This is a genomic window from Gemmatimonadota bacterium (genome assembly GCA_041390125.1).
Lineage (GTDB): Bacteria > Gemmatimonadota > Gemmatimonadetes > Longimicrobiales > Gaopeijiaceae > JAGQIF01.
In genome coordinates this window covers 265,001-290,666 of record JAWKQN010000009.1, presented here as the reverse complement: position 1 = coordinate 290,666, position 25,666 = coordinate 265,001, and the positions used below count along the sequence as shown (strand labels likewise).

General features: G+C 69.1%; 26 protein-coding genes and 4 tRNA genes. 27 read left to right on the top strand and 3 right to left on the bottom strand.

The features are described 5' to 3' along the window. Positions 1-102: 102 nt before the first annotated feature. The 4 genes from R3E98_11865 to R3E98_11850 all read left to right on the top strand — a co-directional run bounded on the left by R3E98_11865 (position 103) and on the right by R3E98_11850 (position 4,873). A complete protein-coding gene (locus R3E98_11865) occupies positions 103-567 on the top strand; it encodes a hypothetical protein (GenBank protein MEZ4424096.1) in 465 nt (154 codons plus the stop codon). Positions 568-577: 10 nt separating this feature from the next. Continuing rightward, the gene (locus R3E98_11860; protein ID MEZ4424095.1) at positions 578-1,081 is read left to right on the top strand and encodes a hypothetical protein; all 504 of its coding nucleotides are present in this window, start codon (positions 578-580) and stop codon (positions 1,079-1,081) included. A 160-nt stretch (positions 1,082-1,241) separates the two neighbouring features. After that, entirely contained in the window at positions 1,242-4,388 is a 3,147-nt protein-coding gene (locus R3E98_11855; protein ID MEZ4424094.1) for a glycosyl hydrolase, read from the top strand. Positions 4,389-4,612: 224 nt separating this feature from the next. Then, the gene (locus R3E98_11850; GenBank protein MEZ4424093.1) at positions 4,613-4,873 is read left to right on the top strand and encodes a hypothetical protein; all 261 of its coding nucleotides are present in this window, start codon (positions 4,613-4,615) and stop codon (positions 4,871-4,873) included. A gap of 107 nt (positions 4,874-4,980) precedes the next feature. Here R3E98_11850 and R3E98_11845 read toward each other — a convergent pair whose 3' ends face one another. Next, complete coding sequence (locus R3E98_11845) at positions 4,981-7,368, bottom strand: aldehyde dehydrogenase family protein (GenBank protein ID MEZ4424092.1); 2,388 nt, start codon at positions 7,366-7,368, stop codon at positions 4,981-4,983. Further along, positions 7,368-8,357 (bottom strand): deoxyribose-phosphate aldolase, encoded by a 990-nt coding sequence (gene deoC, locus R3E98_11840; GenBank protein MEZ4424091.1) that lies wholly within the window; start codon positions 8,355-8,357, stop codon positions 7,368-7,370. The genes R3E98_11845 and deoC overlap by 1 nt, the downstream gene beginning before the upstream one ends. 144 nt (positions 8,358-8,501) lie before the next feature. Here deoC and R3E98_11835 point away from each other — a divergent pair, with 144 nt between their 5' ends. The 5 genes from R3E98_11835 (at position 8,502) to nhaA (ending at position 12,767) form a co-directional block, all read left to right on the top strand. Continuing rightward, positions 8,502-9,746, top strand: coding sequence for an MgtC/SapB family protein (locus R3E98_11835; protein ID MEZ4424090.1), 1,245 nt, complete (start codon positions 8,502-8,504; stop codon positions 9,744-9,746). Positions 9,747-9,755: 9 nt separating this feature from the next. Further along, a tRNA-Sec gene (locus R3E98_11830) sits at positions 9,756-9,852 on the top strand. 33 nt (positions 9,853-9,885) lie between these two features. Beyond that, positions 9,886-10,803, top strand: coding sequence for a diacylglycerol kinase family lipid kinase (locus R3E98_11825; GenBank protein MEZ4424089.1), 918 nt, complete (start codon positions 9,886-9,888; stop codon positions 10,801-10,803). Between the two features lie 11 nt (positions 10,804-10,814). Then, positions 10,815-11,390, top strand: a complete 576-nt coding sequence (locus R3E98_11820) for a hypothetical protein (protein ID MEZ4424088.1) — start codon at positions 10,815-10,817, stop codon at positions 11,388-11,390. A 159-nt stretch (positions 11,391-11,549) separates the two neighbouring features. Beyond that, positions 11,550-12,767, top strand: coding sequence for a Na+/H+ antiporter NhaA (gene nhaA / locus R3E98_11815; protein ID MEZ4424087.1), 1,218 nt, complete (start codon positions 11,550-11,552; stop codon positions 12,765-12,767). Positions 12,768-12,805: 38 nt separating this feature from the next. Here the strand turns inward: nhaA and R3E98_11810 are convergent, their stop codons facing one another. Continuing rightward, positions 12,806-13,543, bottom strand: coding sequence for a UDP-2,3-diacylglucosamine diphosphatase (locus R3E98_11810; protein ID MEZ4424086.1), 738 nt, complete (start codon positions 13,541-13,543; stop codon positions 12,806-12,808). A 90-nt stretch (positions 13,544-13,633) separates the two neighbouring features. On the opposite strand from R3E98_11810, the gene R3E98_11805 reads away from it, so the two are divergent. From R3E98_11805 to R3E98_11720, 18 genes are all read left to right on the top strand, one after another. Continuing rightward, positions 13,634-14,326, top strand: coding sequence for a hypothetical protein (locus R3E98_11805; protein MEZ4424085.1), 693 nt, complete (start codon positions 13,634-13,636; stop codon positions 14,324-14,326). Between the two features lie 4 nt (positions 14,327-14,330). Next, positions 14,331-14,876 (top strand): LPS assembly lipoprotein LptE, encoded by a 546-nt coding sequence (lptE, locus tag R3E98_11800; protein ID MEZ4424084.1) that lies wholly within the window; start codon positions 14,331-14,333, stop codon positions 14,874-14,876. 89 nt (positions 14,877-14,965) lie between these two features. Continuing rightward, the gene (locus R3E98_11795; protein MEZ4424083.1) at positions 14,966-15,442 is read left to right on the top strand and encodes a Na+/H+ antiporter subunit E; all 477 of its coding nucleotides are present in this window, start codon (positions 14,966-14,968) and stop codon (positions 15,440-15,442) included. Continuing rightward, positions 15,439-15,741 (top strand): monovalent cation/H+ antiporter complex subunit F, encoded by a 303-nt coding sequence (locus tag R3E98_11790; protein ID MEZ4424082.1) that lies wholly within the window; start codon positions 15,439-15,441, stop codon positions 15,739-15,741. Before R3E98_11795 ends, R3E98_11790 begins: the two co-directional genes overlap by 4 nt. A gap of 2 nt (positions 15,742-15,743) precedes the next feature. Beyond that, positions 15,744-16,070 (top strand): monovalent cation/H(+) antiporter subunit G, encoded by a 327-nt coding sequence (gene mnhG / locus R3E98_11785; GenBank protein MEZ4424081.1) that lies wholly within the window; start codon positions 15,744-15,746, stop codon positions 16,068-16,070. After that, complete coding sequence (locus tag R3E98_11780) at positions 16,058-16,597, top strand: DUF4040 domain-containing protein (protein MEZ4424080.1); 540 nt, start codon at positions 16,058-16,060, stop codon at positions 16,595-16,597. The genes mnhG and R3E98_11780 overlap by 13 nt, the downstream gene beginning before the upstream one ends. Then, positions 16,594-17,019: a Na(+)/H(+) antiporter subunit B gene (locus tag R3E98_11775; protein MEZ4424079.1), complete on the top strand. Its 426-nt coding sequence runs from the start codon at positions 16,594-16,596 to the stop codon at positions 17,017-17,019. Before R3E98_11780 ends, R3E98_11775 begins: the two co-directional genes overlap by 4 nt. After that, positions 17,016-17,432, top strand: coding sequence for a cation:proton antiporter subunit C (locus tag R3E98_11770; GenBank protein ID MEZ4424078.1), 417 nt, complete (start codon positions 17,016-17,018; stop codon positions 17,430-17,432). Before R3E98_11775 ends, R3E98_11770 begins: the two co-directional genes overlap by 4 nt. 55 nt (positions 17,433-17,487) lie before the next feature. Further along, on the top strand, positions 17,488-18,966 hold the full coding sequence (locus R3E98_11765) for a monovalent cation/H+ antiporter subunit D family protein (GenBank protein ID MEZ4424077.1): 1,479 nt from the start codon (positions 17,488-17,490) through the stop codon (positions 18,964-18,966). Continuing rightward, the gene (locus R3E98_11760) at positions 18,942-20,426 is read left to right on the top strand and encodes a monovalent cation/H+ antiporter subunit D family protein (GenBank protein ID MEZ4424076.1); all 1,485 of its coding nucleotides are present in this window, start codon (positions 18,942-18,944) and stop codon (positions 20,424-20,426) included. Before R3E98_11765 ends, R3E98_11760 begins: the two co-directional genes overlap by 25 nt. Beyond that, positions 20,423-20,692, top strand: coding sequence for a hypothetical protein (locus R3E98_11755; protein ID MEZ4424075.1), 270 nt, complete (start codon positions 20,423-20,425; stop codon positions 20,690-20,692). Before R3E98_11760 ends, R3E98_11755 begins: the two co-directional genes overlap by 4 nt. Beyond that, the gene (locus tag R3E98_11750; GenBank protein MEZ4424074.1) at positions 20,685-22,397 is read left to right on the top strand and encodes a Na(+)/H(+) antiporter subunit D; all 1,713 of its coding nucleotides are present in this window, start codon (positions 20,685-20,687) and stop codon (positions 22,395-22,397) included. The genes R3E98_11755 and R3E98_11750 overlap by 8 nt, the downstream gene beginning before the upstream one ends. Continuing rightward, positions 22,394-23,089 (top strand): ribonuclease PH, encoded by a 696-nt coding sequence (gene rph, locus R3E98_11745; protein ID MEZ4424073.1) that lies wholly within the window; start codon positions 22,394-22,396, stop codon positions 23,087-23,089. Before R3E98_11750 ends, rph begins: the two co-directional genes overlap by 4 nt. After that, entirely contained in the window at positions 23,086-23,709 is a 624-nt protein-coding gene (locus tag R3E98_11740; protein ID MEZ4424072.1) for a non-canonical purine NTP pyrophosphatase, read from the top strand. Before rph ends, R3E98_11740 begins: the two co-directional genes overlap by 4 nt. A gap of 37 nt (positions 23,710-23,746) precedes the next feature. After that, a tRNA-Pro gene (locus R3E98_11735) sits at positions 23,747-23,820 on the top strand. A 267-nt stretch (positions 23,821-24,087) separates the two neighbouring features. Then, entirely contained in the window at positions 24,088-24,513 is a 426-nt protein-coding gene (locus R3E98_11730; protein MEZ4424071.1) for a hypothetical protein, read from the top strand. 40 nt (positions 24,514-24,553) lie between these two features. Further along, a tRNA-Arg gene (locus R3E98_11725) sits at positions 24,554-24,627 on the top strand. Between the two features lie 797 nt (positions 24,628-25,424). Next, a tRNA-His gene (locus R3E98_11720) sits at positions 25,425-25,498 on the top strand. Positions 25,499-25,666 lie beyond the last annotated feature (168 nt).

Below are 25,666 nucleotides of genomic sequence, written 5' to 3'. Positions count from 1 at the left end.
AGCGATCCTTCACCGCGCGTGAGGGGTAGCAGCACGGGTCCGGGTCTCCGACAGGGTGTCGGGGGCCCGGACCTTCGCCTAGGGAGATGCAAGGAGGAAGGGATGGCGCTTCGACGTCAGGGATGGGCGGCCGGCTGGGCCGTGTTGTGCGGAGTTCTGGCGGGTGCGGGGGGGTGTGACTGGTTCGAGGACCCGACGCCGGAGCAGGTGCGGGTGCTCGTGACCGGCGAGGGCGGCAAGCCTGCGGCCTTGGTGATGTCCCAGGCATTCAACGCCGGGGTCAGCGAGGCCGGGAACACCCAGGTGGAGCTCTTCGCGGCCGATACCATCGTGCGGATGCTTCCGTTCGACACGATCATCCGACTCGAGGGAGGCGCCCAGGTCGGAGGCGCCAAGCGCTTCTTCTTCGAGGCCCGTCGCGACGAGGAGGACCTGTCGTCCGTAGGAGTCAAGATCTATCTGGATGCCGCGCTACGCTTCGACGTGGGCGGGCCCCTTGCCACGCAGGTCTACCGCTGGGCGTATGTGTTCAACCAGCTGTTCACCGGCACCGTCGAAGTCATCTGAGGAGCACGACGTGAGACAGCACCGATGCAACGCAGGAGGCCGCCGCGCCTTGGCCATGCTGACCCTGGTCGTGTCGGCAGTGGTCGCGAGCGGATGCTACACGTTCCAACCCGTTCGCCAGGCCTCACCCGGAGATCAGATCCGGGCGCGGCTGACCATCGAAGAGGCCATCCGGCAGAGCCAGGATCGCGACACGCCGATCCGGGTGTTGGACGGCACCGTGCGACGGAGCGAGTCGGACCGGATCGACCTGGAGGTCGTGACCGCTCGTGGCCAGACGCTGCAGGAGAACTTCCAGTTCGCCACGTCCTACAGCATCCCCCTGACCGGGATCGAGGAGATGAGCCTCCGGAAGCTCAACCCGGTCAAGACCGGAGCGCTGCTCGCGACGCTGGCGGCGGGCCTGTACCTGATCCTGGATGCCACCGTGATCGACGGAGGGCTGTTCGGGTCGGCCCGCCCGATCGACGTGGATCCTGCCGAGCCCATCACGCCGTTCAAGCCTGTCCGCTGAGGTCGGCGGCACGCCAGGATCGCGGTCCGGTCCGGCGGCTCCGTTCGGAAGCCGGCCGGGCCCTTGCCCGGCCGGGGGGTCGGCCCCACACTCCGCCCGTCGCCCCGGTTCGCCCCGGGGTGGTTGGCGTACGTCCCTACCTGAGCAGGATCTGGATCCGATGAGCACTTCCCGGAAGACCTTCGGCCGCGGCGCTGCCGCGCTGGCGGGCCTCCTGATGGTCGCGGCCCCACCGTTGACGGCCCAGACCTACGACACCGACTACTTCGACGCGCTGCGCTGGCGCAATATCGGCATCGATCGGGGCGGGCGCTCCATCGGTGTGGCCGGCAGCGACAGCCGTCCCTACGAATACTACTTCGGCGCCACGGGCGGCGGTCTGTGGAAGACCACGGACGCGGGCCAGACCTGGCGGGTGGTCACCGACGGCAAGATCACCAGCTCGTCCGTAGGCGCGGTGGCGGTCTGCGAGGCCGACCCCGACGTCGTGTACATCGGAACCGGCGAGACCCAGTTGCGCGGCAACGTCATGCAGGGCGACGGGGTCTACAAGTCCACCAACGGCGGGAACACGTGGACGCATCTGGGCCTCGAGGAGACCCAGAACATCGCGCGGGTGCGGGTGCACCCGACCGACTGCAACACCGCCTGGGTGGCCGCGTTCGGCAAGCACTCCATGGAGAACCCCGAGCGCGGCATCTACAAGACCACGGACGGCGGCGAGACCTGGCGCAAGGTGCTCTACCGCGATGATCGGTCGGGAGGCGTCGATCTGACGTTCGATCCGGGCAATCCGGACGTGATGTACGCGGCCTTGTGGGAAGCCTGGCGCAAATCCTGGGGGATGTCGTCCGGGGGCCCGGGCAGCGGGCTCTTCAAGTCCACCAACGGCGGTGAGACGTGGACGGAGCTTTCCCGCAATCCCGGTCTGCCGCAGGAGGGCCTGCTCGGGAAGATCGGGGTGGCCGTCTCGCCCGCGAACCCGCAACGGGTGTGGGCGCTGATCGAGCACGAGAACGGTGGCGTGTTCCGCTCGGATGATGGCGGGGCGACGTGGGAGCTCATCAACGACGAGCGCAAGCTGCGGCAGCGTGCCTTCTACTACACCCGCATCTACGCCGACCCCCAGGACGAGGATGTCGTCTACGCCCTGAACACCGGCTTCTACCGCTCACGTGACGGCGGCAAGACGTTCCCCGAGTCCATCCGGGTGCCGCACGGGGACAATCACGACCTGTGGATCGCGCCCAGCGATCCCGACCGCATGATCAACAGCAACGACGGGGGCGGCAACGTCACGCTGAACGGCGGTCAGACCTGGACGGACCAGGACTACCCGACGGCGCAGTTCTACCGGGTGATCACGACGCACCACGAGCCCTACATGGTGTGCGGTGCCCAGCAGGACAACTCGACGGCCTGCACCCCGTGGAAGGGATGGAACCACCTGTCGGCCGCCGGCGGCTTCGGCGGTGGCGGCTACTTCTTCTCGGTCGGCGGCTGCGAGAGCGGGTATATCGCACCCGACCCCAAGGACACGGACATCTATTTCGCCGGATGCTACGGCGGGAGCCTCTCGCGCTACGACCACGACTCCGGTGAGACGCGCGCCGTCAACGTCTGGCCCGAGAATCCCATGGGGCAGTCGGCGGAGGACCTGGTCGAGCGCGTGCAGTGGACGTTCCCGATCATCTTCTCGCCCGTCGACCCGAACATCCTGTACACGGGCACGCAGAAGGTCTGGAAGAGCACGACGGAGGGTCAGAGCTGGGAGCAGATCTCGGAGGACCTGACGCGCGCCGACCCCTCCACCATCGGTCCGTCCGGCGGCCCGATCACACGCGACCAGACCGGGGTCGAGACCTACGCCACCATCTTCGCCATCGCGCCGTCCTACCATGACGTGAACGTCATCTGGGCCGGCTCCGACGACGGGCTCGTGCACGTGACCCGCGACGGCGGGGCCACGTGGACCAACGTCACCCCCCCGGATGCGCCGGACTTCGTGCGCATCAATACCATCGAGCCTTCGCCGAACACGCCGGGCAAGGCGTACGTGGCGGGGATCCGGTATCTCGTCGACAACGATCGGAGTCCGTACATCTGGAAGACCACGGACTACGGTCGTACGTGGACCAAGATCGTCGAGGGCATTCCCGCCGACGACTTCGTGCGCGCGGTGCGGGAGGATCCGGCGCGTCCCGGCCTGCTGTACGGTGCGTCCGAGACGACGGTCTACGTCTCCTGGGACGACGGCGCCCACTGGTCGTCGCTCGGGCTCAACCTGCCCAACACCCAGGTCTCGGACCTGGTTGTCGAGGAGAACGATCTCGTGGTCTCCACGCACGGGCGCTCCTTCTGGGTGCTGCCCGCCATCGGACCCATCCGGCAGATGTCCGACCGGATCACCTCCGCGCCCGTCCACCTGTTCGATCCCGCCGACCCCGTGCGGGGCGTGGATCAGGGCGTGGACATCTACTACTACCTGGCCGAGGACGCGGAGAAGGTCACCCTGGAGTTCGCCGACGCCCGCGGCCGGGTGATCCAGACCTTCGAGTCGGCGGCAGCGGATACCACGGAGCAGGAGGAGGGTCCCGCGCAGTTCTTCGGCGGTGGACGCGCGCCCACGCCCGCGAAGTCCGAGGGCTCCAAGCGCTTCACCTGGAACCTGCGCTACCCCGGCTACACCGACTTCGAGGGTCGCATCTTCTGGGCGGCCGGCAACCAGGGCCCCGTCGCCGTACCCGGCGAGTATGTGGTGCGGCTGACGGTCGACGACCATCCGGTCCAGGAGCAGCGCTTCGAGGTCCGGCTCGACCCCCGCCTGGAGGGGCAGGTCACCATGGCGGAGTTGCAGCGGCGCTTCGACCTGGCGATCGAGATCCGGGACCGGGTGAGCGCGGCCAATCAGGCCGTGCTCGACATCCGCGGGGTCAAGACGGAGGTGGACGATCGGCTCGGCCAGACGGACGACGGGCAGATCGAGCGCGCCGGCGGAGACGTGAAGACCAAGCTCAGCGCCGTCGAAGAGGAGATCTACCAGGTCCGGAACCAGAGCAATCAGGATCCGCTGAACTTCCCCATCAAGCTCAACAACAAGCTGGCGGCCCTGATGGGCGTCGTGGAGTCGGGCGAGTCCGAGCCCACCGAGCAGGCCCAGGAGGTCTACCAGTACCTCTCGGCGCAGCTGCAGGAGCAGCTTCAGGCCATGCAGATCATCCTGCGCGACGACCTGGCGCGCCTCAACCAGCTGCTCGAGCGGGCCGGTCTGGCGCCCATCCGGGTCGGCAACCTGGTGAGCGAGTAGCAGTCGGACCGGGGGGTCGGGGCGCGCGCCGCCCCGGCCCCGACCGGACGTCCCCTGGCGGCGGAGGCTGGAACGTGGTTGAGGTCAGCGAGCGTATCCGGCGTCTTGCCAGATACTTGCAGGGCGTTGTCCTTGCTGTCGGACTATTGGTCGCGGGGCTGGGCTGCGGGCGGGGGGCCAACACACCCTCTCCCTTCGAGCGCGGAGGTGGCCGTCAGGAGGTCATGCTCCTGGTCGAGAATACCGACTTCAACGAGGCCACCCTGCACGCGCTGTCCGAAGGCGGGCGGCAGCTGATCGGGCGGGTGAGCGGCAAGGCGTCGGGCCGTTTCGTGCTGGAGTGGCCCGCCGTCCGGGACCTGCAGATCCAGATCGATCTGCTCGCCAGCGACCGCTACACGACGCCTCGGCTCACGGTCACTCCGGGGGACCGACTCACCCTGGTCATCCAGACGCCGGTCAACCGCTCCTTCCTGCGCCGGTAGCACGTCCGCAGGACGAGCCTGGCTGGCACCTCCCAGGACGAGCCCGGGCCTTGGGCGGCGTGACCCCCCGGATCCCCACGCAGGGGGCGGCGCGTCGTCCCTCCCGCCTATTCGCCGTAGGGCACCCAGATGTTCTTGATCTGGGTGGCTTCCCGCAGGAACTCCTCGTCCGCGCCCGACGGCCCCGTCCACTCCCGCGAACGGCCGTGGTCCACCCAGGTCCGCTTCAGGTTCCCCGCGGACAGGCGTTCCACCTCCTGCGAGCCCTCCCGGTGTCCGAAGTACCACAGGCCGGCCACGTCGTCGTGCGCCGCCAGCACGGGGGCCAGCTCGTCCTTGAAGCCCGTCAGGACGTTCACGACACCGGCCGGCACGTCACTGGTCTCGAGGACCTGCACCACGTCCGTGGCGAGGAGGGGGAAGGGCTCGCTCGGGACGGCCACCAGCGTGTTGCCCATGGCCAGGCCCGGGGCCACGCAGGACAGGAACCCGAGCAGGGGGGCCTCATCGGGACACACGATCCCGAGCACGCCCAGGGGCTCCGGCATGGCCAGGGTGACGTTGCGGAAGGGCGTGGCGTGGACGCGGCCGTCCCACTTGTCCGCCCACGCGGCCCAGGTGAAGAGGCGGTCCACGCTCGCCGCCACCTCCCGACGCGCGTCCCGCCGGGAGGCGCCTCCCGCCCGCAGACGCTCGGACAGCTCCTGCGCCCGCACCTCCAGGTTCTCGGCCAGGTAGTAGAGGATCTGCGCGCGGTTGTGGGCCGTTCGACCCCGCCAGCCGGGAAGGGCGGCGTGCGCCGCCTCCACGGCGTTGCGGACGTCCTTCCGGTTGGCCCGCGGCACTTCCGCGAGTGCGCGTCCCTTCGCGTCCAGGATGGCCAGGCTCGTCTCGCCGTCGGGCCGCACCTGCTTGCCGCCGATGTACAGCTTGGCCGTCCGGTCGATGGACTCCGGACCTCCACCGAGCGGGTCGGGAGCGGGGCGGGGAAGCCGCGGCCGGTCCGCCGCGCTACGTGCCGGCTCGCGCCCGCGCTCGCGCGGCGCCAGGTATTCGTACAGCCCCTCGAGTCCACCTTCGCGTCCGAAGCCGCTCTCCCTGTAGCCTCCAAAGCCCGAGGCGGCGTCGAACTGGTTGGAGCAGTTGATCCAGACCGTCCCGGCCTGGATCCGGGGCGCCACATCCAACGCCAGATTCACGTTCTCGGTCCAGACAGAGGCCGCCAATCCGTACCGGGTGTCGTTCGCGAGCTCGACCGCCTCGTCGGGGGTGCGGAACGACATCAGCACGACCACCGGTCCGAAGATCTCGACCTGGGCCAGCGTGCCTGCCGGCGCCACGGCGGTGCAGAGCGTGGGCGGGTAGAACCATCCCTCGCGGGGGACGGCCCAGGAGGGTTGCCAGATCTCCGCCCCCTCCTGGCGGCCCCGTTCGACGAGGTCGCGGATGCGGTCCAGCTGCACAGGGGCCACGATGGCGCCCATGTCCACCGACTTGTCGAGCGGGTCGCCCATGCGCAGCGTCTCCATGCGCGCCTTGAGCTTGCGCTCGAGCGTCCGCTCCACGCCCTCCTGCACCAGGATGCGTGAGCCTGCACAACAGACCTGCCCCTGGTTGAACCAGATGGCGTCCACGACGCCCTCGACCACCGAGTCCAGGTCCGCGTCCTCGAAGACCACGAAGGGGGACTTGCCGCCCAGCTCGAGTGAGAGCCGTTTCCCGGACCCCGCGGTCTCGACGCGGATGGCTCGCCCCACCTCGGTGGAGCCCGTGAACGCGATCTTGTCCACGTCCGGATGCCGCACGAGCGCGGCGCCCGTCGTGCCGTCGCCGGTCACCACGTTGAACACCCCGGCGGGGATCCCCACCTCAACGCACAGGTCGGCGAAGAGCAGCGCGGTCAGCGGCGTATGCTCGGCCGGCTTGAGCACGACCGTGTTCCCGACCGCCAGCGCGGGCGCGACCTTCCAGGCGAGCATCAGCAGCGGGAAGTTCCAGGGAACGATCTGGCCCACCACGCCCACGGGTCCGAACCCGGGCAGCACGCGCGGCGCCAGCTGCGCCCAGCCGGCGTGGTGGAGGAAGTGCCGCGCCACGAGGGGGACGTCCACGTCGCGGGCTTCGCGGATGGGTTTGCCGTTGTCGAGGCTCTCCAGGACCGCGAAGAGGCGTGCGTTGCGCTGCACGGCGCGGCCGAGCGCGTAGAGGTGCCGCGCCCGGGCATGCCCGTCCAGGCGCGCCCAGGACACCTGGGCGGCGCGCGCGGCCTGTACGGCCCCGTCCACGTCCTGATCGCTGCCCTGCGTGACCTGCGCCAGCTCGGACCCATCGGCCGGCGCCCGGGTCGCGAACCGGGTTCCGGCGTCGGTCCATCGTCCGTCGATGAAGTGTCCGAAGCGGCGCCCGTGCCGCTCGAGCCATTCCAGCGCCGGCGCCGGGCTCTCGGGCGCGGGACCGTACTCCAACGAGTGGTACAGGGTCTCGATCCGGGTCATCACGCGAGGGGATGGCGGAAGGATGCAGAATACCGACCGGTCAGGTGGTGCTCGAGCTGTCGCTCGATGTCGTTCAGGAGGGAGCTGGCACCGAAGCGGAAGCGTTCGGGCTCGAGCCATTCACGGCCCAGCTCCTCTTTCATGAGGATCATCCACAGCAACGCGTCCTTCGCACTGCGCACGCCGCCCGCGGGCTTGAAGCCGACGGGATAGCCGGTGCGCTCGACGTAGGCCCGCAGCGTGCGCACCATCGTCAGCCCGACGGGCAGTGTGGCGTTGACGCGCTCTTTGCCCGTGGAGGTCTTGATGAAGTCCGCTCCGGCCATCATGCAAACCGCGGAGGCGCGCGCCACGTTGCGGAGCGGGCCCAGCTCACCCGTGGCCAGGATCGTCTTGAGGTGCGCGTCGCCGCAGGCGTCGCGAAAGGCTCGGACCTCGTCGTAGAGCGCCTGCCATTCGCCGCGCAACACGTGACTGCGTTGAATGACGATGTCGATCTCGTCGGCACCCGCGCGAACCGCAGCCTCGACCTCGGCGATCCGCTGCTCCAGCGGGGACAGACCGTGCGGGAATCCCGCGGCCACGGCGGCCACGTGGATCGGGGCTTCGGCGAGCGCCGCGCGGACGGTAGGGACGAGCGCGGGATAGACGCACACCGCGGCGACGGTCAGACCGGCGTCCCCCATACCGAGCGCGTCCAGCAGGTCGTCACGGACGGGGCGGCGTGCCTTGGCGACCAGCCGGCGTACGCGACCGGGTGTGTCGCCGCCCTCCAGCGTGGTCAGGTCCATCAGCCGGACGGCGCGGAGCAGCCAGGCGGCCTGCCATTCCTTCTTCACGCTGCGCCGGGTGCCCAGCGTCCCGGTACGGCGCTCCACGGCGCTTCGATTGACGCGCAGGCCCAGCACCCACTCCAGGTCGAGTGGCGTACCGGGGTTGCGAGCCGTCGCGGCGGCGGTGGGGCGGGCCGGGACGCGGGAGTCGAGCAGCGGGTCCTGTGGGGATGGACGAGCGGTCACGGTTCCTCCGGAACGGAGGCCAAAGGTACCGGAGGGACGGGTCGGTCGCTATCCTGTTCGCGCCCGACGGCACACCCGCCGTATCCGTTCCTGAGGGGGGAGCGCGCACGCCCCGTGACCGATCCCGAGATCGTCGTCTCGCTCGCGCTGGCGCTCGGCCTGGGACTCCTCGTCGGACTCCAGCGGCAGTGGGCCACGGACCCGATCGCCGGGATCCGCACCTTCCCGCTCATCTCCCTCTTCGGCGCCCTCGCGGCCCTGGTGGCTGGTCGGGTGGGACCGTGGGTGGTGAGCGCGGGCCTGGTGGTGGTGGCCGCCTTCCTGGTGGCGGCGAACGTGGCGGAGCGCGAGGACGACCATCCCGCGCCCGGGATCACCACCGAGGTGGCCGCGGTGGCGCTCTACCTGATCGGTGCGGCGGTGCTGTTCGGGTATCGGGTCCAGGGCGTGGTGGTCGCCGGGATCATCACCGTCCTGTTGCACTGGAAGACGGAGCTGCACCGCTGGGTGTCCGGGCTGGCCGCGTCCGAAATCCGTGCGGTCGTGCGGTTGGTCCTCGTGGCGCTGGTCATCCTGCCGGTCCTTCCCGACCGCGCCTATGACGCGTACGGCGTGCTCAATCCGTTCCGCATCTGGATGATGGTCGTGCTGATCGTGGGCATCAGCCTGGCCGCCTACATCGCCTACCGGGTCTTCGGCTCGCGCGCCGGGACGCTGGCGGCAGGCGTCCTGGGCGGGCTCATCTCCAGCACCGCCACCACGGTGGCCTACGCGGCGGAGAACAAGCAGGGAAGGGTCACCGCGCAGGCGGGGACGCTGGTGGTGATGATCGCCTCCACGGTGGTCTTCCTGCGCGTCCTGCTGGAGATCGGTGTCGTGCACGTCGCCTTCCTGCCGGTGGCCGCACCTCCCCTGCTGCTCCTCACCGGCGGGATGGTGCTGCTCACTGCGCTGGCGGCGCGTCGCGGACGCGCGGAGCCGCTCCGGGCGCAGGAGGCGTCCCCGCCGTCCGGGCTGCGCACCGCCATCGTCTTCGGCCTCCTGTACGGCGCCATCCTGTTCGCGGTCGCGTTCGCGGAGGCGCGCCTGGATTCCCGGTGGCTCTACGCCATCGCGGGCCTGTCGGGGATCGTGGACATGGACGCCATCACCCTGTCCCTGACGGAGCTCGTCCGGGACCAGCGGCTGGAGCCCGAGCGGGCCTGGCGATTGATCCTCGTCGGCGGATTGTCCAACATCGTGTTCAAGGGGGCGGCACTGGCGGTGCTGGCCACGCCCGCCCTCGCGCGCCGGGTGGCGCTGTTGTTCGCCGGCACGCTCGCGCTGGGCGCGGTGCTGCTCGTCGGGTGGTCGGCGTGATCGCGATGGGGGGGCGGATCGGAGCTGGTGTTCCGACTGGTCTTCAAAACCAGCTGGCCCGGTTCGAACCCGGGTTGGTGGGTTCGATTCCCACACGCTCCCGCCACGCGGTCCACCCCACGGATGGAGCCTCCGGCGGATGCCCATGACCCCCGATCTCTTCGTTCTCGTCAACCCCGCCTCGGGCTCGGGGAAGGGCGCGCGGATGCTCCCTCGGCTCGTCGACGCCCTGGCCGGCCACGGCCTCGAGCCCCGGATCCTGACGACCACGGGCCCCGGGGACGGGGCGCGGCTGGCGCAGGAGGCGGTCGCCCAGGGGGCGGCCCGCCTGCTCGTGGTGGGCGGGGACGGTACCATCCACGAGGTGGTCAACGGGCTCCTGGCGGCAGCGGCGGAGCCGCCGCCGTTGGGGATCATCCCGGTCGGGACGGGAAACGACTTCTACCGCATCGTGGGGGCTCCCAAGGACATTCCGGGCGCCGTACGGGTACTCGTGGGCGGCCGCGTGCGCCGGGTGGACGTGGGACGGGCCCGGTGGGACGGGCAGGAACGGTACTTCGTGAACCTGATGGGGGTGGGTCTGGACGTGGAGGTGCTGTTGCGGCGAGCGCGGGTGCAGGTCCTCTCCGGGCTCGCACAGTACCTGGTGGCGCTCCTCGGCGCGTTGGTGCGCTTCCGTGCGGTCCCGGTCCGGGTCACCCTGGCGGATGGGGAGCGGTTCGAGGCACCGACCATGCTGTCGGCCGTCACCGTGGGGCCCTCCGCCGGCGGCGGGTTCCTCCTCAATCCGACGGCCGTGGCGGACGACGGCTTCCTCGATCTGTGCTTCGTGGATCGTCTGAACCTGCTCCAGGTGGCGCGAGCCATCCCGCGCGTCATCCGCGGGACGCACGGCACCCTGAACGGCATCCGGCTGCGCCGCTTCCAGCGCGTCGAGTTCGGCAGCGGGAACGGGGGGCCGCTTCCCTTCGAGCTGGACGGGGAGCTGATGCCCGCCGCCGCCTCGTCCATCCAGATCGACGTCATGCCGAAGCGGCTGGGGGTGTTCGTCCCGTGAGGAGCTTGGCGATGCTGACCCTGTTGCTGCTGCTGGCCGTCCCGGCAGCGGCGCAGGTGGCGGTGGAGGATGCGCGCCCGGCGGCGGATACCTTGTTTCCCACCGACGTCACTCCGGGGGGTGCGTTCCTGCGGTCCCTGGCCGTACCGGGGTGGGGACAGGCCGCGACCGGCGCCTACTCCCGCGCCAGCTTCTACTTCCTGACGGAAGCGGCTTCGGGCCTCATGCTCTGGAAGACGCTCCGGGCGCTCGGAAGCGCCCGCGACCGCCTCGAGTTCTGGGAGGTGGAGGCCCGACGGGACGCGGTGGCGGACGGCGTCACGGATCCCGATTCGATCCAGGCGCGGATCGCCGCCCACCCCCGGGTCGAGGAGATGCAGGCCCTCGAGGAGACCCGTGTGGAACAGCGCGAGGACTGGCTCGCGTTCGGCCTCTTCATGCTGCTGCTCGGCGGGGCCGATGCCTTCGTGTCCGCCCACCTGCGGGACTTCCCCGATCCCATCACGGTGGGGGCGGCCCGGGCGGCGCCAGGCCAGGCACCGCGCGTGGAGCTGACCATCTCGCTCCCGATCACCGTCTTCCGCTGACGGCTCCGAGGCCCCTTCTGAGGGCGCCTCGCGGATGATATTCTTTCTCATCCGGTCGCGGCCGGAGTGGATCATGATCCGGCCGCCCGGGCGCTGTGCGCCTCGGCCGGAGCCCACGGACGGCACGCGGACGGGTCCCTTGAGCTCGAGGTGACTCCGATGTCCAGCCCGTCCGTCGAGGTCCGTCTGGAGCGGCCCCGTCCCTGGGTGCCGTTCGCCTCCTTCTTCCGCACCGAGGCCGCCAGCGGCGTCGTGCTGATCGCCTGCGCCGCCCTCGCGCTGCTCTGGGCCAACTCGCCCTGGCGTGACGCCTACTTCGCGTGGCGCGAGCTGCCGATCGCGATCTCCGTGGGTGGGGCGTCGTTGGAGAAGGGCCTCGTCCTGTGGATCAACGACGCCCTGATGGCGGTGTTCTTCTTCGTCGTCGGACTCGAGATCAAGCGCGAGCTCCGGGGCGGGGAACTCGCGTCCCTGCGCTCGGCGGCACTCCCGTTGGCTGGCGCGCTCGGAGGCGCGCTCGTGCCGGCCGTCGTGTATCTGTCGCTGAACGCGTCCGGGCCGGGGCGCGTCGGGTGGGCCGTCCCCATCGCCACGGACATCGCGTTCGCGCTGGGCGTCCTCGCGCTCGTGGGAAGCCGGGCACCGCTGGGGTTGAAGGTCTTCCTGTCGGCGCTGGCCATCGTGGACGACCTGTTGGCGGTGTTGGTGATCGCGGTGTTCTACACGGCGGACGTGAGCCTGACGGCCCTCGGAGCGGCTACGCTGCTCTTCGCGGCGTTGCTGGTGGCTGCGCGCGCCGGTGTGCGCGCTCCCGCCGTGTTCCTGGTGCTCGGGGTGGCGCTCTGGTTCGCGGTCCTGAAGTCCGGTGTGCATGCCACCGTCGCGGGTGTGCTGACGGCATTGGCCATCCCCCATCAGGCTGCGTCACCGGTGGGGGATCTTCCGCGTGCGCCTACGCTGCTGGAGCGCCTCGAGCACGGTCTCCAGCCGTGGGTGGCCTTCGGGATCCTGCCGCTGTTCGCCCTGGCCAACGCAGGCGTCGCGGTGCCGGCCGATCCGCTGGGGGCGGTCCGCGATCCCGTGGCCACGGGGATCGCGCTGGGCCTGCTGGTGGGCAAGCCGGTCGGGATCCTGCTGGCTGCGGCGCTCGTCGTGCGGCTGGGGTGGGCTGCGCTGCCCGGTGGGGTCACGTGGCGCCATCTGCACGGCGCGTCCTGGCTTTGCGCCATCGGGTTCACTATGGCGCTGTTCATCGCGGGACTGGCGTTCGGGCCGGCGCCCGAGCTCGACACGGCCAAGCTGGCCGTGCTCGCGGCCTCCACCGTGGCGGGCCTCGTCGGGTGGTTGTTGCTGCGGGGAGCGCCGCGCTCCGCGTGAAGGGGCCCGTGGGGACGGGTCGGTCCCGACCCGTCCCCTCAGCCCTCCCAGTCCAACAGGCGGGGGGCCTCTCCCTCCGCGAGGATGGCGTACGTGCGGCGGTACACCCAGTCGCCGGCGTTCAGGTAGTGCCGGCCGGGAGCGACCTCCTCCAGGGCGGGCAGGTGGGTGTGGCCCAGCAGGACCAGGTCCAGCGTCGGATCGGCGTCGAGCTGGGCGTGTGCCCACATGCGTACATGTTCCGCCCTGGCCAACGTGGCCGCGTCGGCCGCGTGCTCCCTCGAGCCGGTGCGCGACACCCGGCGTGCCAGCCAGGCACCGACGTCCGGGTGCAGCCACCGGAACCCGGCGACGGTGAACCGGCCGCGCAGCACCAGCTTGAGCGCCCGGTAGCCCAGGTCACCCCCACCCAGACCGTCGCCGTGCGCCACCAGCGTGCGGTGGCCGCCCAGCTCGCGGACGACGGGCTCCTGGAGGAACTCCACGCCGATCTCGTCCCGCAGGAACGACCCCCCCCACCAATCGTGGTTGCCCCCCATGAGGGTGATGGGCAGGCCGGCGTCGACGAGCGCGCGTAGCGCGCCCAGGACCCGCGTGTGTCCGCGCGGAACGGCGTTCCGGTACTCGAACCAGAAATCGAAGAGGTCGCCGTTGAGGAGCAGGGAGGAGGCACACGCGCCTGCATGCTCCAACCAGCGCAGGAAGGAACGCTCGGTGTCGGGGGGCACGGCACCGAGATGGACGTCGCTCGTGACGTAGACGGGGCGTGGGGTCATGGCCGGCGAAGCTAACCCGGCCGCGCCGCCGCGCCCAAGGGAAGGCCTGCGCGGTGGAAAGAACCCGGGGGGCGGGGGTAGCAGCCGTCCATGATCCGACTGCTGCGTGCGGCGGGCTTCCAGCCCTCCCTGCTGATCCTTCCGGTGCTGATCTCCTGCACGGCCGCGCCGGCGCCCCCGCCGGCCCCGAGCATCGATGCGGCCGAGGTGGCCGTCCTGCAGGAGGAGGCGACGCGTCTGGAGCGCCCCGCCCGCGTGCTGTTCCGGTGGCGTGCCAACGAGGGAGGCGCGCGCTTCTCGGGGCGCGGCGTCTCGCGGGTGGAGCCGCCCTACCGCGCCCGGCTCGACCTGTTCCTGGGCAACGGCGAGCTGGCCGTCCAGGCCGCGCTCGTCGACGACGAGCTTCGCCTTCCCCCGGGGGCTCCCGACGGGCTGATCCCGCCGGCGCCGCTCCTGTGGGCGTCGCTGGGGGTCTTCCGCCCGGGCGGGGTGCCCCGCCTGGTGGGGGGCGAGGCGCTGGACGAGCGCACCGTCCGCCTGCGCTATGACGTGCCCGGCGCCCGCGAGATGAGCTTCCGCTTCGAGGGGGGCGCCCTCGCCTCCGCGGAGATCCTGCGCGATGGTCGGGCGGAGGAGAGCCTGTCCGTCGAGCGGGACGGGGCGGGGCTGCCGCAGAGCGCCACGTATCGTAATCTGGCTGCGTTCCGAGAGCTCACCGTCGAAGTCGAGAGCGTCGAGTATGTCGAGTCCTTCCCGCCCGAGATCTGGACGCTGGGGCGCTGACACCGTGCGGGCACACGCCGGGCGCCTGCGCTCCCGCGGCCGGCGCCCGCGGCTCGCTCCGGCGGTCCTGCTGCTGCTCGGGGCGTTGAGTGGCTGCAACTACTCGCTGCGGGCCGGGGCAGGTCTGCCGGACTACATCCGCACCATCGCCGTGCTCCCCTTCGAGAACGAGACCACGCGGGCCGAGCTGACCGAGGAGATCCACCAGCAGCTGCTGCGGGAGCTCCCCCGGGCCCTGGGCGTGCGCAGCGCCGGTGAGGACGTGGCGGATGCGATCGTCCAGGGGACGATCGTGGGGTACAACGTCAACGCGCCGCTCTTCCGGCCGGGTGCCGGTGGCAACACGGCGGAGGTCCTGCAGCGCCAGGTGTCGATCGCGGCCCGGGTCGAGATCATCGACGTGGAGGGAAACGCCATCCTCTGGGAGGACCAGTCCCTGCGTGCCGAAGGGCAGTTCCTGGAGGCATCGGAGACCGAGGACATCGGTCGGAGTGAGGCGGTCGAGCTCCTCGTCCAGCGGATCGTGGACGGGGCCCAATCCAACTGGTGAGGGTTTGTTGACCGCCTGAGGGCCGGTCCCTATTATCCCGCCCCGACGAAGCCGCTCCACGCGGACGACAACTCGGGACAATGCGGTCTATGGCTCATCTGATGGGCCTGGGGGCCATGCTCATGGCCTTCTGGCTCTTTCTCTCCGGGCACTACACGCTCTTCATCACGAGCCTGGGGGTGGTGTCCATCGTTCTGGTCACCTACATCGCGCACCGCATGGACGTCGCGGACCGCGAGTCGATCCCCCTCCACCTCACCCTGCGGACCCCGCTGTACCTGCCCTGGTTGGCCTGGGAGACGTTGAAGGCCAACTGGGACGTGCTGAAGGTCTGCTTGAGGCCGAACCTGGACATCGACCCCGCCTTCGGCCGCTATGAGGGGCACGAGAAGACCGATCTGGGCCGCTTCATCTACGCCAACTCGATCACGCTGACGCCGGGCACCATCACCACCGGCGTCTACGGCACGTCCATGGAGGTGCACTCCCTCACCCGCGCCGCCTTGCAGGGCACCGAGGAGGGCGAGATGGACCGGCGCGTGGTGAAGCTGGAAGGAGACGCATGAACGACCCGATGCTCATGTTCAGCGTCGCGGCGGCGGGGATCCTGGTCGCCATGGCCCTGGCACTCGGGCGGGCCGTGCTCGGTCCCACGGTGTTCGACCGCATCCTCGCGGTGAACATGTTCGGAACCAAGACGGTCTTGTTGATCGCCGTGATCGGCTTCCTGACCGGGCGTCCCGACTTCATGGACCTCGCGCTCGTCTACGCCCTGATGAACTTCATCGGCACCCTCGCCGTCTTGAAGTACGTCGAGACGCACGGTGATCTCGCGCGACCCTTCGACGAGGACCAGGTGCTCTGACCATGGAACTCCTCGTCGCCGGGCTCAGCTGGATCCTGATCGTGGGTGGGGTGGTGTTCCTCATCGGAGGTGCCATCGGCGTGAACCGCATGCCGGACGTCTTCACCCGGCAGCATGCCGGGGGGATGACGGACACCGCCGGGGCGGGCCTGATGGTGCTGGGCATGATGCTCCAGACCGGATTCAGCCTCAACACGCTGCGGCTGCTGATCGTCATCATCTTCGTCCTCTTCACGAGCCCCATCGCCACGCACGCCACGTGTCGCGCAGCGCTCGAAGGGGGGCTCGTCCCCGTGCGCAGGAAGGAGGATGGCACGTGGACGTCGTGATCGACATCTCCTTGCTGCTGTTCCTCACGGTCACCGCCGTGACCATCGTGCGCGTCCGCTCCTTGTTCGCCGCCGTGATGCTGGCCGGGATCTACAGCTTCCTGTCCGCAGGCCTCTTCGTGGTGATGGACGCCGTGGACGTGGCCTTCACGGAGTCCGCGGTCGGCGCAGGGATCTCCACGATCCTCATGCTGTCGGCGCTCGCACTCGTCGGCTCCGAGGAGAAGAAGCCCGATCGGACTCCGCTCCTCCCGGTGGTGGTGGTGCTGCTCACGGGCGCCGTCCTGATCTATGCCACCTTGGACATGCCGCCCTATGGGGACCCCACCAATCCCATCCACCAGCATGTGGTGCCCCGTTACCTGGAGGATTCGGCGCATGAGGTCGCCGTCCCCAACGTGGTGACCTCCGTGCTGGCCTCCTACCGCGGCTACGACACCATGGGTGAGACCTCGGTGGTCTTCACGGCGCTGGTGGGGGTGCTGCTCCTGCTGTCCCGTGCCAAGCGGACGGAGAAGAAGGCATGAGAGACCAGGTCATCCTGCGCATCGGGGTGAAGGTCCTGATCCCCTTCATCCTGGTGTTCGCGTTGTATGTCCAGTTCCACGGGGACTATGGTCCCGGAGGCGGATTCCAGGCGGGCGTCATCTTCGCGGCGGGATTCGTGCTCTACGCTCTGGTCTTCGGACTGGCGCGGATGAGCCGCGTGCTCCCGTCCGTCGTCTGGCGTACCCTGGCACCGCTCGGCGTCATGGTCTATGCGGGCACCGGTGTGGCGTCCCTGTTTCGTGGCGGACGTTTCCTGGACTACAACGTCCTGCGCCACGATCCCATCCATGGACAGCACCTGGGCATCCTGCTGGTGGAGCTCGGCGTGCTGACGACGGTCTTCGCGGTGATGACGGGGATCTTCGTGACGTTCGCCAGCCGCGGGAAGGTCGAAGAATGAGGATCCTCGGGCTGTACAACTATTGGATCTTCGTGGCGCTCATGATGATCGGGCTCTACACGGTCATCTCCCGCGAACACCTCGTGAAGAAGCTGATCGGTCTGTCCATCTTCCAGACGTCCGTCTTCATCTTCTATATCAGCATGGGCAAGATCTTCGGCGGCACCGCGCCCATCCTGATCGAGGACTCCCACGCCGGCGACCATGGAGCCGAAGCCGCCGGGCACGGACTCACCGTGCTGGAAGGCATCGTCTACTCCAACCCCCTGCCGCACGTGCTCATCCTGACGGCCATCGTGGTCGGGATCGCCACGACCGCCGTCGGGCTGGCGCTCGTCGTGCGGATCAATGAAGCCTACGGAACGGTCGAGGAAGCCGAGCTTCTCGAGGCCGAGGCGGCGATGACGTCGTGATCCCGCGCTTCCTGCGCAGTCTGTCTCCCAGAGCACGAAAGGCGGGGTCCCGACGGTGACCGAGCATCTTCCGGTCCTCCTCATCATCATCCCGTTCCTGTCCGCCCCGCTGGCGCTGCTCCTGCGCAACGGTCGCGTTGCGTTCGGGATCGCGTTGGTCGCGACCTGGTCCGCGCTCTGGTTGGCGGTCCAACTCCTGATGCAGGTGCTGGACGTCGGCGTCATCAGCTACCACATCGGCGGCTGGGAGCCGCCGTGGGGGATCGAGTATCGCGTCGACGCGCTGAACGCCTTCGTGCTCCTGCTGGTCGCGCTCATCGGGGCCGTGGCTGCGCCGTACATGGGCAAGAGCGCCGCGCAGGAGATCGAAACCTCCAAGCTGCCCGCGTTCTACTCGGCCTTCCTGCTGTGCTTCACGGGGCTGCTGGGCATCACGGTCACAGGCGACGCCTTCAACGTCTTCGTGTTCCTCGAGGTGTCGTCGCTGTCCGCCTACGCCCTCATCGCGATGGGACGCGATCCGCGGGCGCTGACGGCGGCCTTCCGTTACCTGATCATGGGAAGCGTGGGGGCCACCTTCATCGTCATCGGCATCGGGCTCATGTACGGGATGACCGGGACGCTCAACATGGCGGACCTGGCCGAGCGCCTTCCCGCCGTGAGCGACACCCGAACGGTACGCGCCGCGTTCGCGTTCCTGACGGTGGGGATCTCACTCAAGCTCGCGCTGTTCCCGCTCCACCTGTGGCTCCCCAACGCCTACACGTACGCCCCCTCTGCGGTCACCTCCTTCATCGCGGCCACGGCCACGAAGGTGGCCGTCTACATGCTGCTCCGATTCTTCTTCACGGTCTTCGGGGCCGGGTTCTCCTTCGACGTCGTGCAGTTGGACTGGGTGCTCCTGCCGCTGGCCCTGATCGCCATCGTGTCGATGTCCCTGGTGGCTGTCTTCCAGGACAACGTGAAGCGCTCCCTGGCCTACTCGAGCGTGGCGCAGATCGGCTATATGATCCTGGGCATTGCGCTGGTGTCCGTGTCCGGGCTTACCGGTGGCATCGTGCACCTGTTCAACCACGCCTTGATGAAGGCCGCGCTCTTCATGGCCGTGGGCTGCGTCATGTACCGGGTCGGCTCCACCTCGCTGGAGCGGTGGCAGGGGCTGGGGAAGCGCATGCCCTGGACCATGGCGGCGTTCGTCGGCGCGGGCCTCAGCATCATCGGGGTTCCGTCCACCGTCGGGTTCATCAGCAAGTGGTATCTGATCGTCGGAGCCCTGGAGAAGGGATGGTGGCCGGTGGCCGCGCTGGTGCTCGGTAGCTCCCTCCTCGCGCTCGTCTACATCTGGCGCGTCGTGGAGATGGCCTACATGCGACCGCCGCCGGATGGGGATACGTCCCGGGCCGAGGCGCCGCTGGCCCTGCTCATCCCGACCTGGTTCCTCGTGCTGCTCAACATCTGGTTCGGACTGAATGCGCGACTGACGGCCGGCGTCGCCCGCCAGGCCGCCGAATGGCTGCTGGGAGGTGGATCGTGAGCCCGATCCTGCTCCCCCTGATCGTCCCCGCCGTGGGTGCGGTCGCCATCGGGCTCCTGGGTCGGTGGCCCAACCTGCGCGAGACGGCTCTGCTGGTCACGGCGGCCGTCCTGTTCTGGATGGTGGTCGGGTTCTATCCGGAGGTCATCGCCGGCGGGCGCCCGGGCGTCACGCTCCTGGAGGTGGCTCCCGGCCTGACGCTCCGTCTCGAGATCGAGCCGCTCGGGCTGTTGTTCGCGCTCGTGGCCAGCTCGCTCTGGATCCTCACCTCGCTGTACGCGATCGGGTACATGCGGGGTCACCACGAGGAACACCAGACGCGGTTCTACATCTTCTTCGCGTTGGCCATCTCGAGCGCCATGGGCGTGGCGTTCGCCGGCAACCTCTTCACGCTCTTCCTCTTCTACGAGGTCCTGACCTTCTCGACCTTCCCGCTGGTCACCCACCACGGCTCGGAAGAGGCGCGCAGGGCGGGGCGCGTCTACCTGGGGATCCTGCTCAGCACGTCGGTCGGGCTGCAGCTGCTGGCGATCGCCTGGACCTGGGTGGCGGCGGGCACGTTGGACTTCCGGGAGGGCGGCATCCTCGCCGGTCATGTGTCGAGCGCCGTGGTGCCGGTCCTGCTCGGACTCTATGTGTTCGGGGTAGGGAAGGCGGCCGTCATGCCCTTCCATCGTTGGCTGCCGGCGGCCATGGTCGCCCCGACGCCGGTGAGCGCGCTGCTCCATGCGGTAGCGGTCGTGAAGGCGGGTGTGTTCTCGATCCTGAAGATCAGCGTGTACGTCTTCGGCATCGACTTCCTGCACGCGCAAGGCGCCAGCGTGTGGCTGATGTGGGTGGCGGCCGCCACCATCCTGTTGGGCTCGCTGGTGGCGTTCACGAAGAACAATCTCAAGGCGCGGCTCGCGTACTCCACCATCAGCCAGCTTTCCTACATCGTGTTGGGAGCCATGCTCGCCACCCGGTGGGGGATCGTCGGTGGCGGGCTGCACATCGTGATGCACGCCTTCGGGAAGATCACCCTGTTCTTCTGTGCCGGCGCCATCATGGTGGCAGCCCACAAGACCGAGATCAGCGAGATGGACGGGCTGGGGCGCACCATGCCCGTCACGTTCGCTGCGTTCCTGATCGGGTCCTTGAGCATCATCGGGCTGCCTCCCGCGGGCGGCTCGTGGAGCAAGTGGTTCCTGGCGCTGGGCGCGCTGGACGCGGGGCAGGTCGGGCTCGTGGCCGTGCTCATGTTGAGCTCGTTGCTCTCCATGGCCTACCTGCTGATCATCCCCATCCGCGCGTTCTTCCTGCCGCCGCCGCCCGACGACCATCACCATGGGCACGAGGGGATCCACGAGGCTCCGTGGCCCTCGTTGATCGCGCTGACGGCGACCGCACTTCTGACCATCGGGCTCTTCTTCTACCCCGATCCCTTCTACGATCTGATGCTGCAGGTGGTGGGTCCATGAGTCATCCGAACGCCGCGGGTGGGCACGAGCATGCCCCGTCGAGCGTGGGCCCCGTGTGGACGCGACGGATCCTCGGCGCGTTCTTCGTGCTCTGCGCCATCTCCGTCGTGGCGGAGTTCTTCGTCGACCGGCACACCGAACACCCCTGGGAACCCCTCTTCGCATTCTATCCGCTCTGGGGGTTCGTGGGGATCGTGGTGCTGGTCTTCCTGTCGCGGGTCCTGCGCGGCATCGTGATGCGGGGGGAGGACTACTACGATGGGTAGCCTGCCGCCGTTCGTCCCGTTCTTCCTGGGCGCGCTGCTGGTCCCCTTCGTCCGGGGTGTCCCGCGTACCCTGCTTCTGCTCCTGATCCCGGTCGTCGGCGGCTTGAACCTGGCCGGGCTGGAGATGGGCCAGGTGTTGTCGGCCGACCTGCTCGGCTACGCGCTCATGCCGTTGCGTGTCGACCGGCTCTCCATGCTGTTCGGCATCCTGTTCCACATCGCGGCGTTCATCGGCCTGGTCTACGCGCTCCACCTGAAGCGTGAGGACCACGATACCGTCCAACATGTGTCTGCGGTGCTGTACGCGGGGTCCGCCCTCGGCGCCGTGTTCGCGGGTGATCTCATCACCCTCTTCGTCTTCTGGGAGCTGCTGGCACTCACCTCCGTCTTCCTCATCTGGACCCGGAGGAAGGACTCGGCCGTCGCCAGCGGGATGCGCTACCTGATCATCCAGGTGCTGTCCGGGGTGACCCTGCTGGCGGGCATCATCGTGTATGCCCACGACACGGGCAGCATCGCCTTCGACTTCATCGGCGCGGAGTCACTGGGCGGAAAGCTCATCCTCCTCGGCATCGGCGTGAAGGCCGCCTTCCCGCTGCTCCACACGTGGCTGACCGAGTCCTACCCGGAGGGGACGGCCACCGGTACGGTCTTCCTCTCCGCGTTCACCACCAAGGTGGCGGTCTACACGCTGGCGCGTGGATTCCCCGGCACGGAGTCGCTGGTGTGGATCGGGGCGGTGATGGCGTGCTACCCCATCTTCTTCGCGGTCATCGAGAACGACCTGCGCAAGGTCCTCTCGTACTCGATGATGAACCAGATCGGCTTCATGGTGGTGGGCGTGGGACTGGGTACGTCGCTGTCCATCAATGGGGCGGTCGCCCACGCCTTCAACGACGTGCTGTTCAAGGGCCTCCTGTTCATGTCCATGGGAGCCGTGCTGCACGTCACAGGGACCACCAAAGCATCGGAGCTGGGCGGACTCTGGAAGACGATGCCCATCACCACGGCGCTGTGCATCGTCGGCGCGCTGTCGATCTCCGCCGTTCCGCTGTTCAACGGCTTCGTCAGCAAGGCCATGATCATGACGGCGCTCCTGGAGGAGCATCAGAACGTGATCTGGCTCGTCATGCTCTTCGCCTCCGCCGGTGTGGTGGAGCACGCGGGCATCAAGATCCCGTTCTTCGCCTTCTTCGCGCACGATTCGGGGATCCGCGCCAAGGAACCGCCCGTCAACATGCTGGCGGCCATGGGGATCGGCGCCGCCCTCTGCATCGTGATCGGGTGGTTCCCAGGCCTGCTGTACGCGCGCCTGCCGTTCGCCGTCGACTACACGCCGTACGACGTCACCCATATCCTCACGCAGACCCAGCTGCTGCTCTTCGCGGTGGGGGCCGTGGTCGCGTTGAAGTTCGCCGGTATGTATCCGCCGGAGATCCCGTCCACCAACCTCGACGCCGAGTGGTTCTACCGGAAGCTCGGTCCGATGGTGATCCGGTCGGTGGGGGGCGCGGTGGGTGCGGTCGACCGCTCCATCCGCACTGTGGCCGTCGGTTCGGTGCGAGGCGTGCTGCGGCGCTCCTTCCGCACCCACGGCCCCACCGGTCCGCTGGCAAGGACCTGGCCCTCCGGAAGCATGCTGCTCTGGGTGGCGATCCTCCTGTCGGCCATCCTGGCGTTCTACTACGTCGGGCCTCCTACATGAGCCGCGAGCTCCGGCCACTCTCGGTGGACCTGCACGCTGCGCCCGTCGCCGAGGGGTCGTGCATCCTGAGTGCGGGGCGGACCCGCGTCCTGTGCACGGCGAGCGTGGAGGACGGCGTACCGTCCTGGAAGGAGCGCGCCGGCGGAGGGTGGGTGACGGCGGAGTACTCCATGTTGCCCCGCTCGACCCACCGGCGCACGTCGCGGGAGCGGACCGGGCCCCGCGGACGCACGCAGGAGATCCAGCGTCTGATCGGTCGATCCCTGCGCTCGGTCATGGACCTGGACGCACTGGGTCCGCGCACGATCACGATCGACTGTGACGTGCTGCAGGCGGATGGGGGAACCCGCACGGCCAGCATCACCGGCGGCTACCTTGCGCTCGCATTGGCGTGTCGTGGATTGGTGGGAGACGGTGCGGTCATCCGGAATCCCCTGCGCGAGGCCGTGGCCGCGGTCAGCGTGGGGCTGATCGACGGCACGCACCACCTCGATCTCGACTACGCGCTCGACGTACGCGCGGATGTGGACATGAACGTGGTGGCGACCGAGAGCGGCCGGCTCGTGGAAGTGCAGGGGACGGCGGAGGGCCTCCCGTTCACGCGTTCCGACCTCGACGAGCTGCTGGACCTCGCGCTGGGAGGCATCGAACGGATCCTCGCCTTCCAGCGGGAGGTGCTCTCCCGCGCATGAGGCTGCTCGTGGCCACGCGGAGCCCGGACAAGAGCGCCGAGATCCGCGCCATTCTCACGGGGGCTGTCGGGTGGACGATCACCGATCTCGACGAAGAGGGATTGGTCGAGGAGTCCGAGGAAGCCGGGCTGGAGCCGTTCCCCACGTTCGAGGAGAACGCAGCGTCGAAAGCGCGGTGGTTCGCCCAACGAAGCGGCCTGCCCACCGTCGCGGACGACTCGGGGCTGATGGTCGATGCGCTCGCGGGGGCGCCGGGAGTGCACACCAAGCGGTTCGCCCCGGAGCCGACGGATCTTCCCCGGGATCAGGCCAACAACCGCTACCTCCTCGAGCGCCTCGCCGGTCGGCCTCCCCACGAACGGGGCGCCCGCTACGTGTGTGTCGCCGCGTTCGCGGCTTCACCGGCGGTCGAGCCGATCACCTTCCGCGGCGAAGTCGCCGGTCGGATCCTGGCCCAGCCGGCGGGGAAGGGGGGCTTCGGCTACGACCCGCTGTTCCAGGTTCCCGAGCTCGGCTGCACCTTCGCCCAGGCCTCCCCGGAGGAGAAGCATGCCCTGAGCCACCGCGGCCGCGCGTTCCGCCTGCTGCGAGCCCACCTGGAGCGCCTGGCCCCTGGGTGAGTCCCGCGGCCGGGGCTATCTTGGCCGGTCCGTATCACGGGGTGTGGCGCAGTCCGGTAGCGCGCCTGCTTTGGGAGCAGGAGGTCCCGGGTTCGAATCCCGGCGCCCCGACTGGTATCGTCAGAGCTCTCACGTCCGTCGCCGGCATCGCCGAGCGAAGCCGAGGCAATCCCGGCGCCCCGACTGGTATCGTCAGAGCTCAAACGCCGGTCGCCGGCATCGCCGAGCGAAGCCGAGGCAATCCCGGCGCCCCGACTGGTATCGTCAGAGCTCAAACGCCGGTCGCCGGCATCGCCGAGCGAAGTCGAGGCAATCCCGGCGCCCCGGCTGGTATCGTCCGGCGGGATCCCCGAGGGCAGAGCCGTGGTAGAGGCGGTCATGACCTCTCTCGCAGCCCGCTCCACCCACCCCTCGCGGCTCTTCTGGCTGCTTCTGCTCCTCGGTCTGTCCGCCTGTGCCACGGGCCGCCCGGAGGCGATGGCCGTTGCGGGCAGCTATGCGGGAACGGTGCAGATCGAGAGCGAGGAGATCCCTGCACGCCTGGAGCTCCGACAGCGGGGAGATCGCCTGGAGGGTTCGCTCAGGCTCGTGCGTCGGCTCGAGGCCCAGGGGGACGGCGAGATCACGGGGAGGGGGCTCACGCTGGGCCTGGCCTACGATCAAGGATGCGCCGGGCAACTGGTCCTGACGGGCCGCGCGACCCCGGATGGGACACGGCTGGAAGGATCGATCCGGGTCGCCGATTGCACCGGCACGGTCGGGGGCCGCTTCTCCTTGCGCCGCGCCGGGGCCGCCGGCCGTTGACACCTCCCGGCCCGCGGGCCGACCTTGGCCTCGTCGTACGGCGCCCGTAGCTCAGCTGGATAGAGCATCGGCCTTCTAAGCCGAGGGTCCCAGGTTCGAGTCCTGGCGGGCGCGTTCCCTCCCTTATCTGATTGTCTTCGCGGGATTTACCGGAAACTGCCGGCGGGTGGTCTGCACCCTGCGGTGCCCTGTGTCCGACCCCCCGGAGCGCCGACCCGCCCCCCGTGCCTCCACCGTCGCGGGCGCGCGCATAAGCAGCGGATTCGCGTAAGTGTCGACCCTGCAACAGTTGACACGGTATCGGTGGCACGGTACCTGTATACGCTTGGGACAGCAGTTTGCTGTTCCGCTGTGCTTTCCCGGCACAGGGCAGAGGCGCACACCAAGGAGGCAATCCATGTACGCCAAGCCCACCTTGACCCGGTTCGGCTCGCTCCGTGAGCTCACGCTCATCGGACACGCCGGCCCCTCCGACGGCCATGCCGTTTGGGGAGCGGGTTGCGGACTGGAAGGTACGACCTGCCCAGCACCAACGCGGTCGTAGCCCCAAGCAACACCGGTTCAGGACTGTCCCCGGAGGCCCTCGGGCCTCCGGGGCTTTCCTTTTCCAGCCAATCCTCTGCTCTCACCCTGAAGGTCCGTGTCTCTCGAGGGGAACGCCCTGCAGGAGGCCGCACGCACCCGTGCGGTGTTTCCGAGCGCCCTCGAGATCATCCGTCGACCCTCGCCCTGGATCGCGACGTTCCCCGCTCCAGGTGGTCACCCGCGCCAGGGGCGTCGTGATGGGGAGGGCATCGGCTCGATCCAGCTCGGTGCGCAGCCGTTTCACCCCTGTTGACCCGGGGCTCCGATCCGATAGCTTTGCTGGCTCCCGATCAGGGTCGGGTGCGCGGGTCATCCCGCGAATGCTGGTGGGCGTAGCTCAGGTGGTTAGAGCGCCAGGTTGTGGCCCTGGAGGTCGCCGGTTCAAGTCCGGTCGCTCACCCTGGAATGTGAGCACGGGCCCCGTATCTCGGGGGTGTTGACACGAGTTGGGCGCCCGGCTACACTATCTGGCCTTGCCATCAACGCAGTTGCGGGGACGGCAAGCCGCCGGGGCCAACCGGCTTCGGCCAGACAGCTGCTTGACAATCGAGGTTGTGGAGAGTGGACG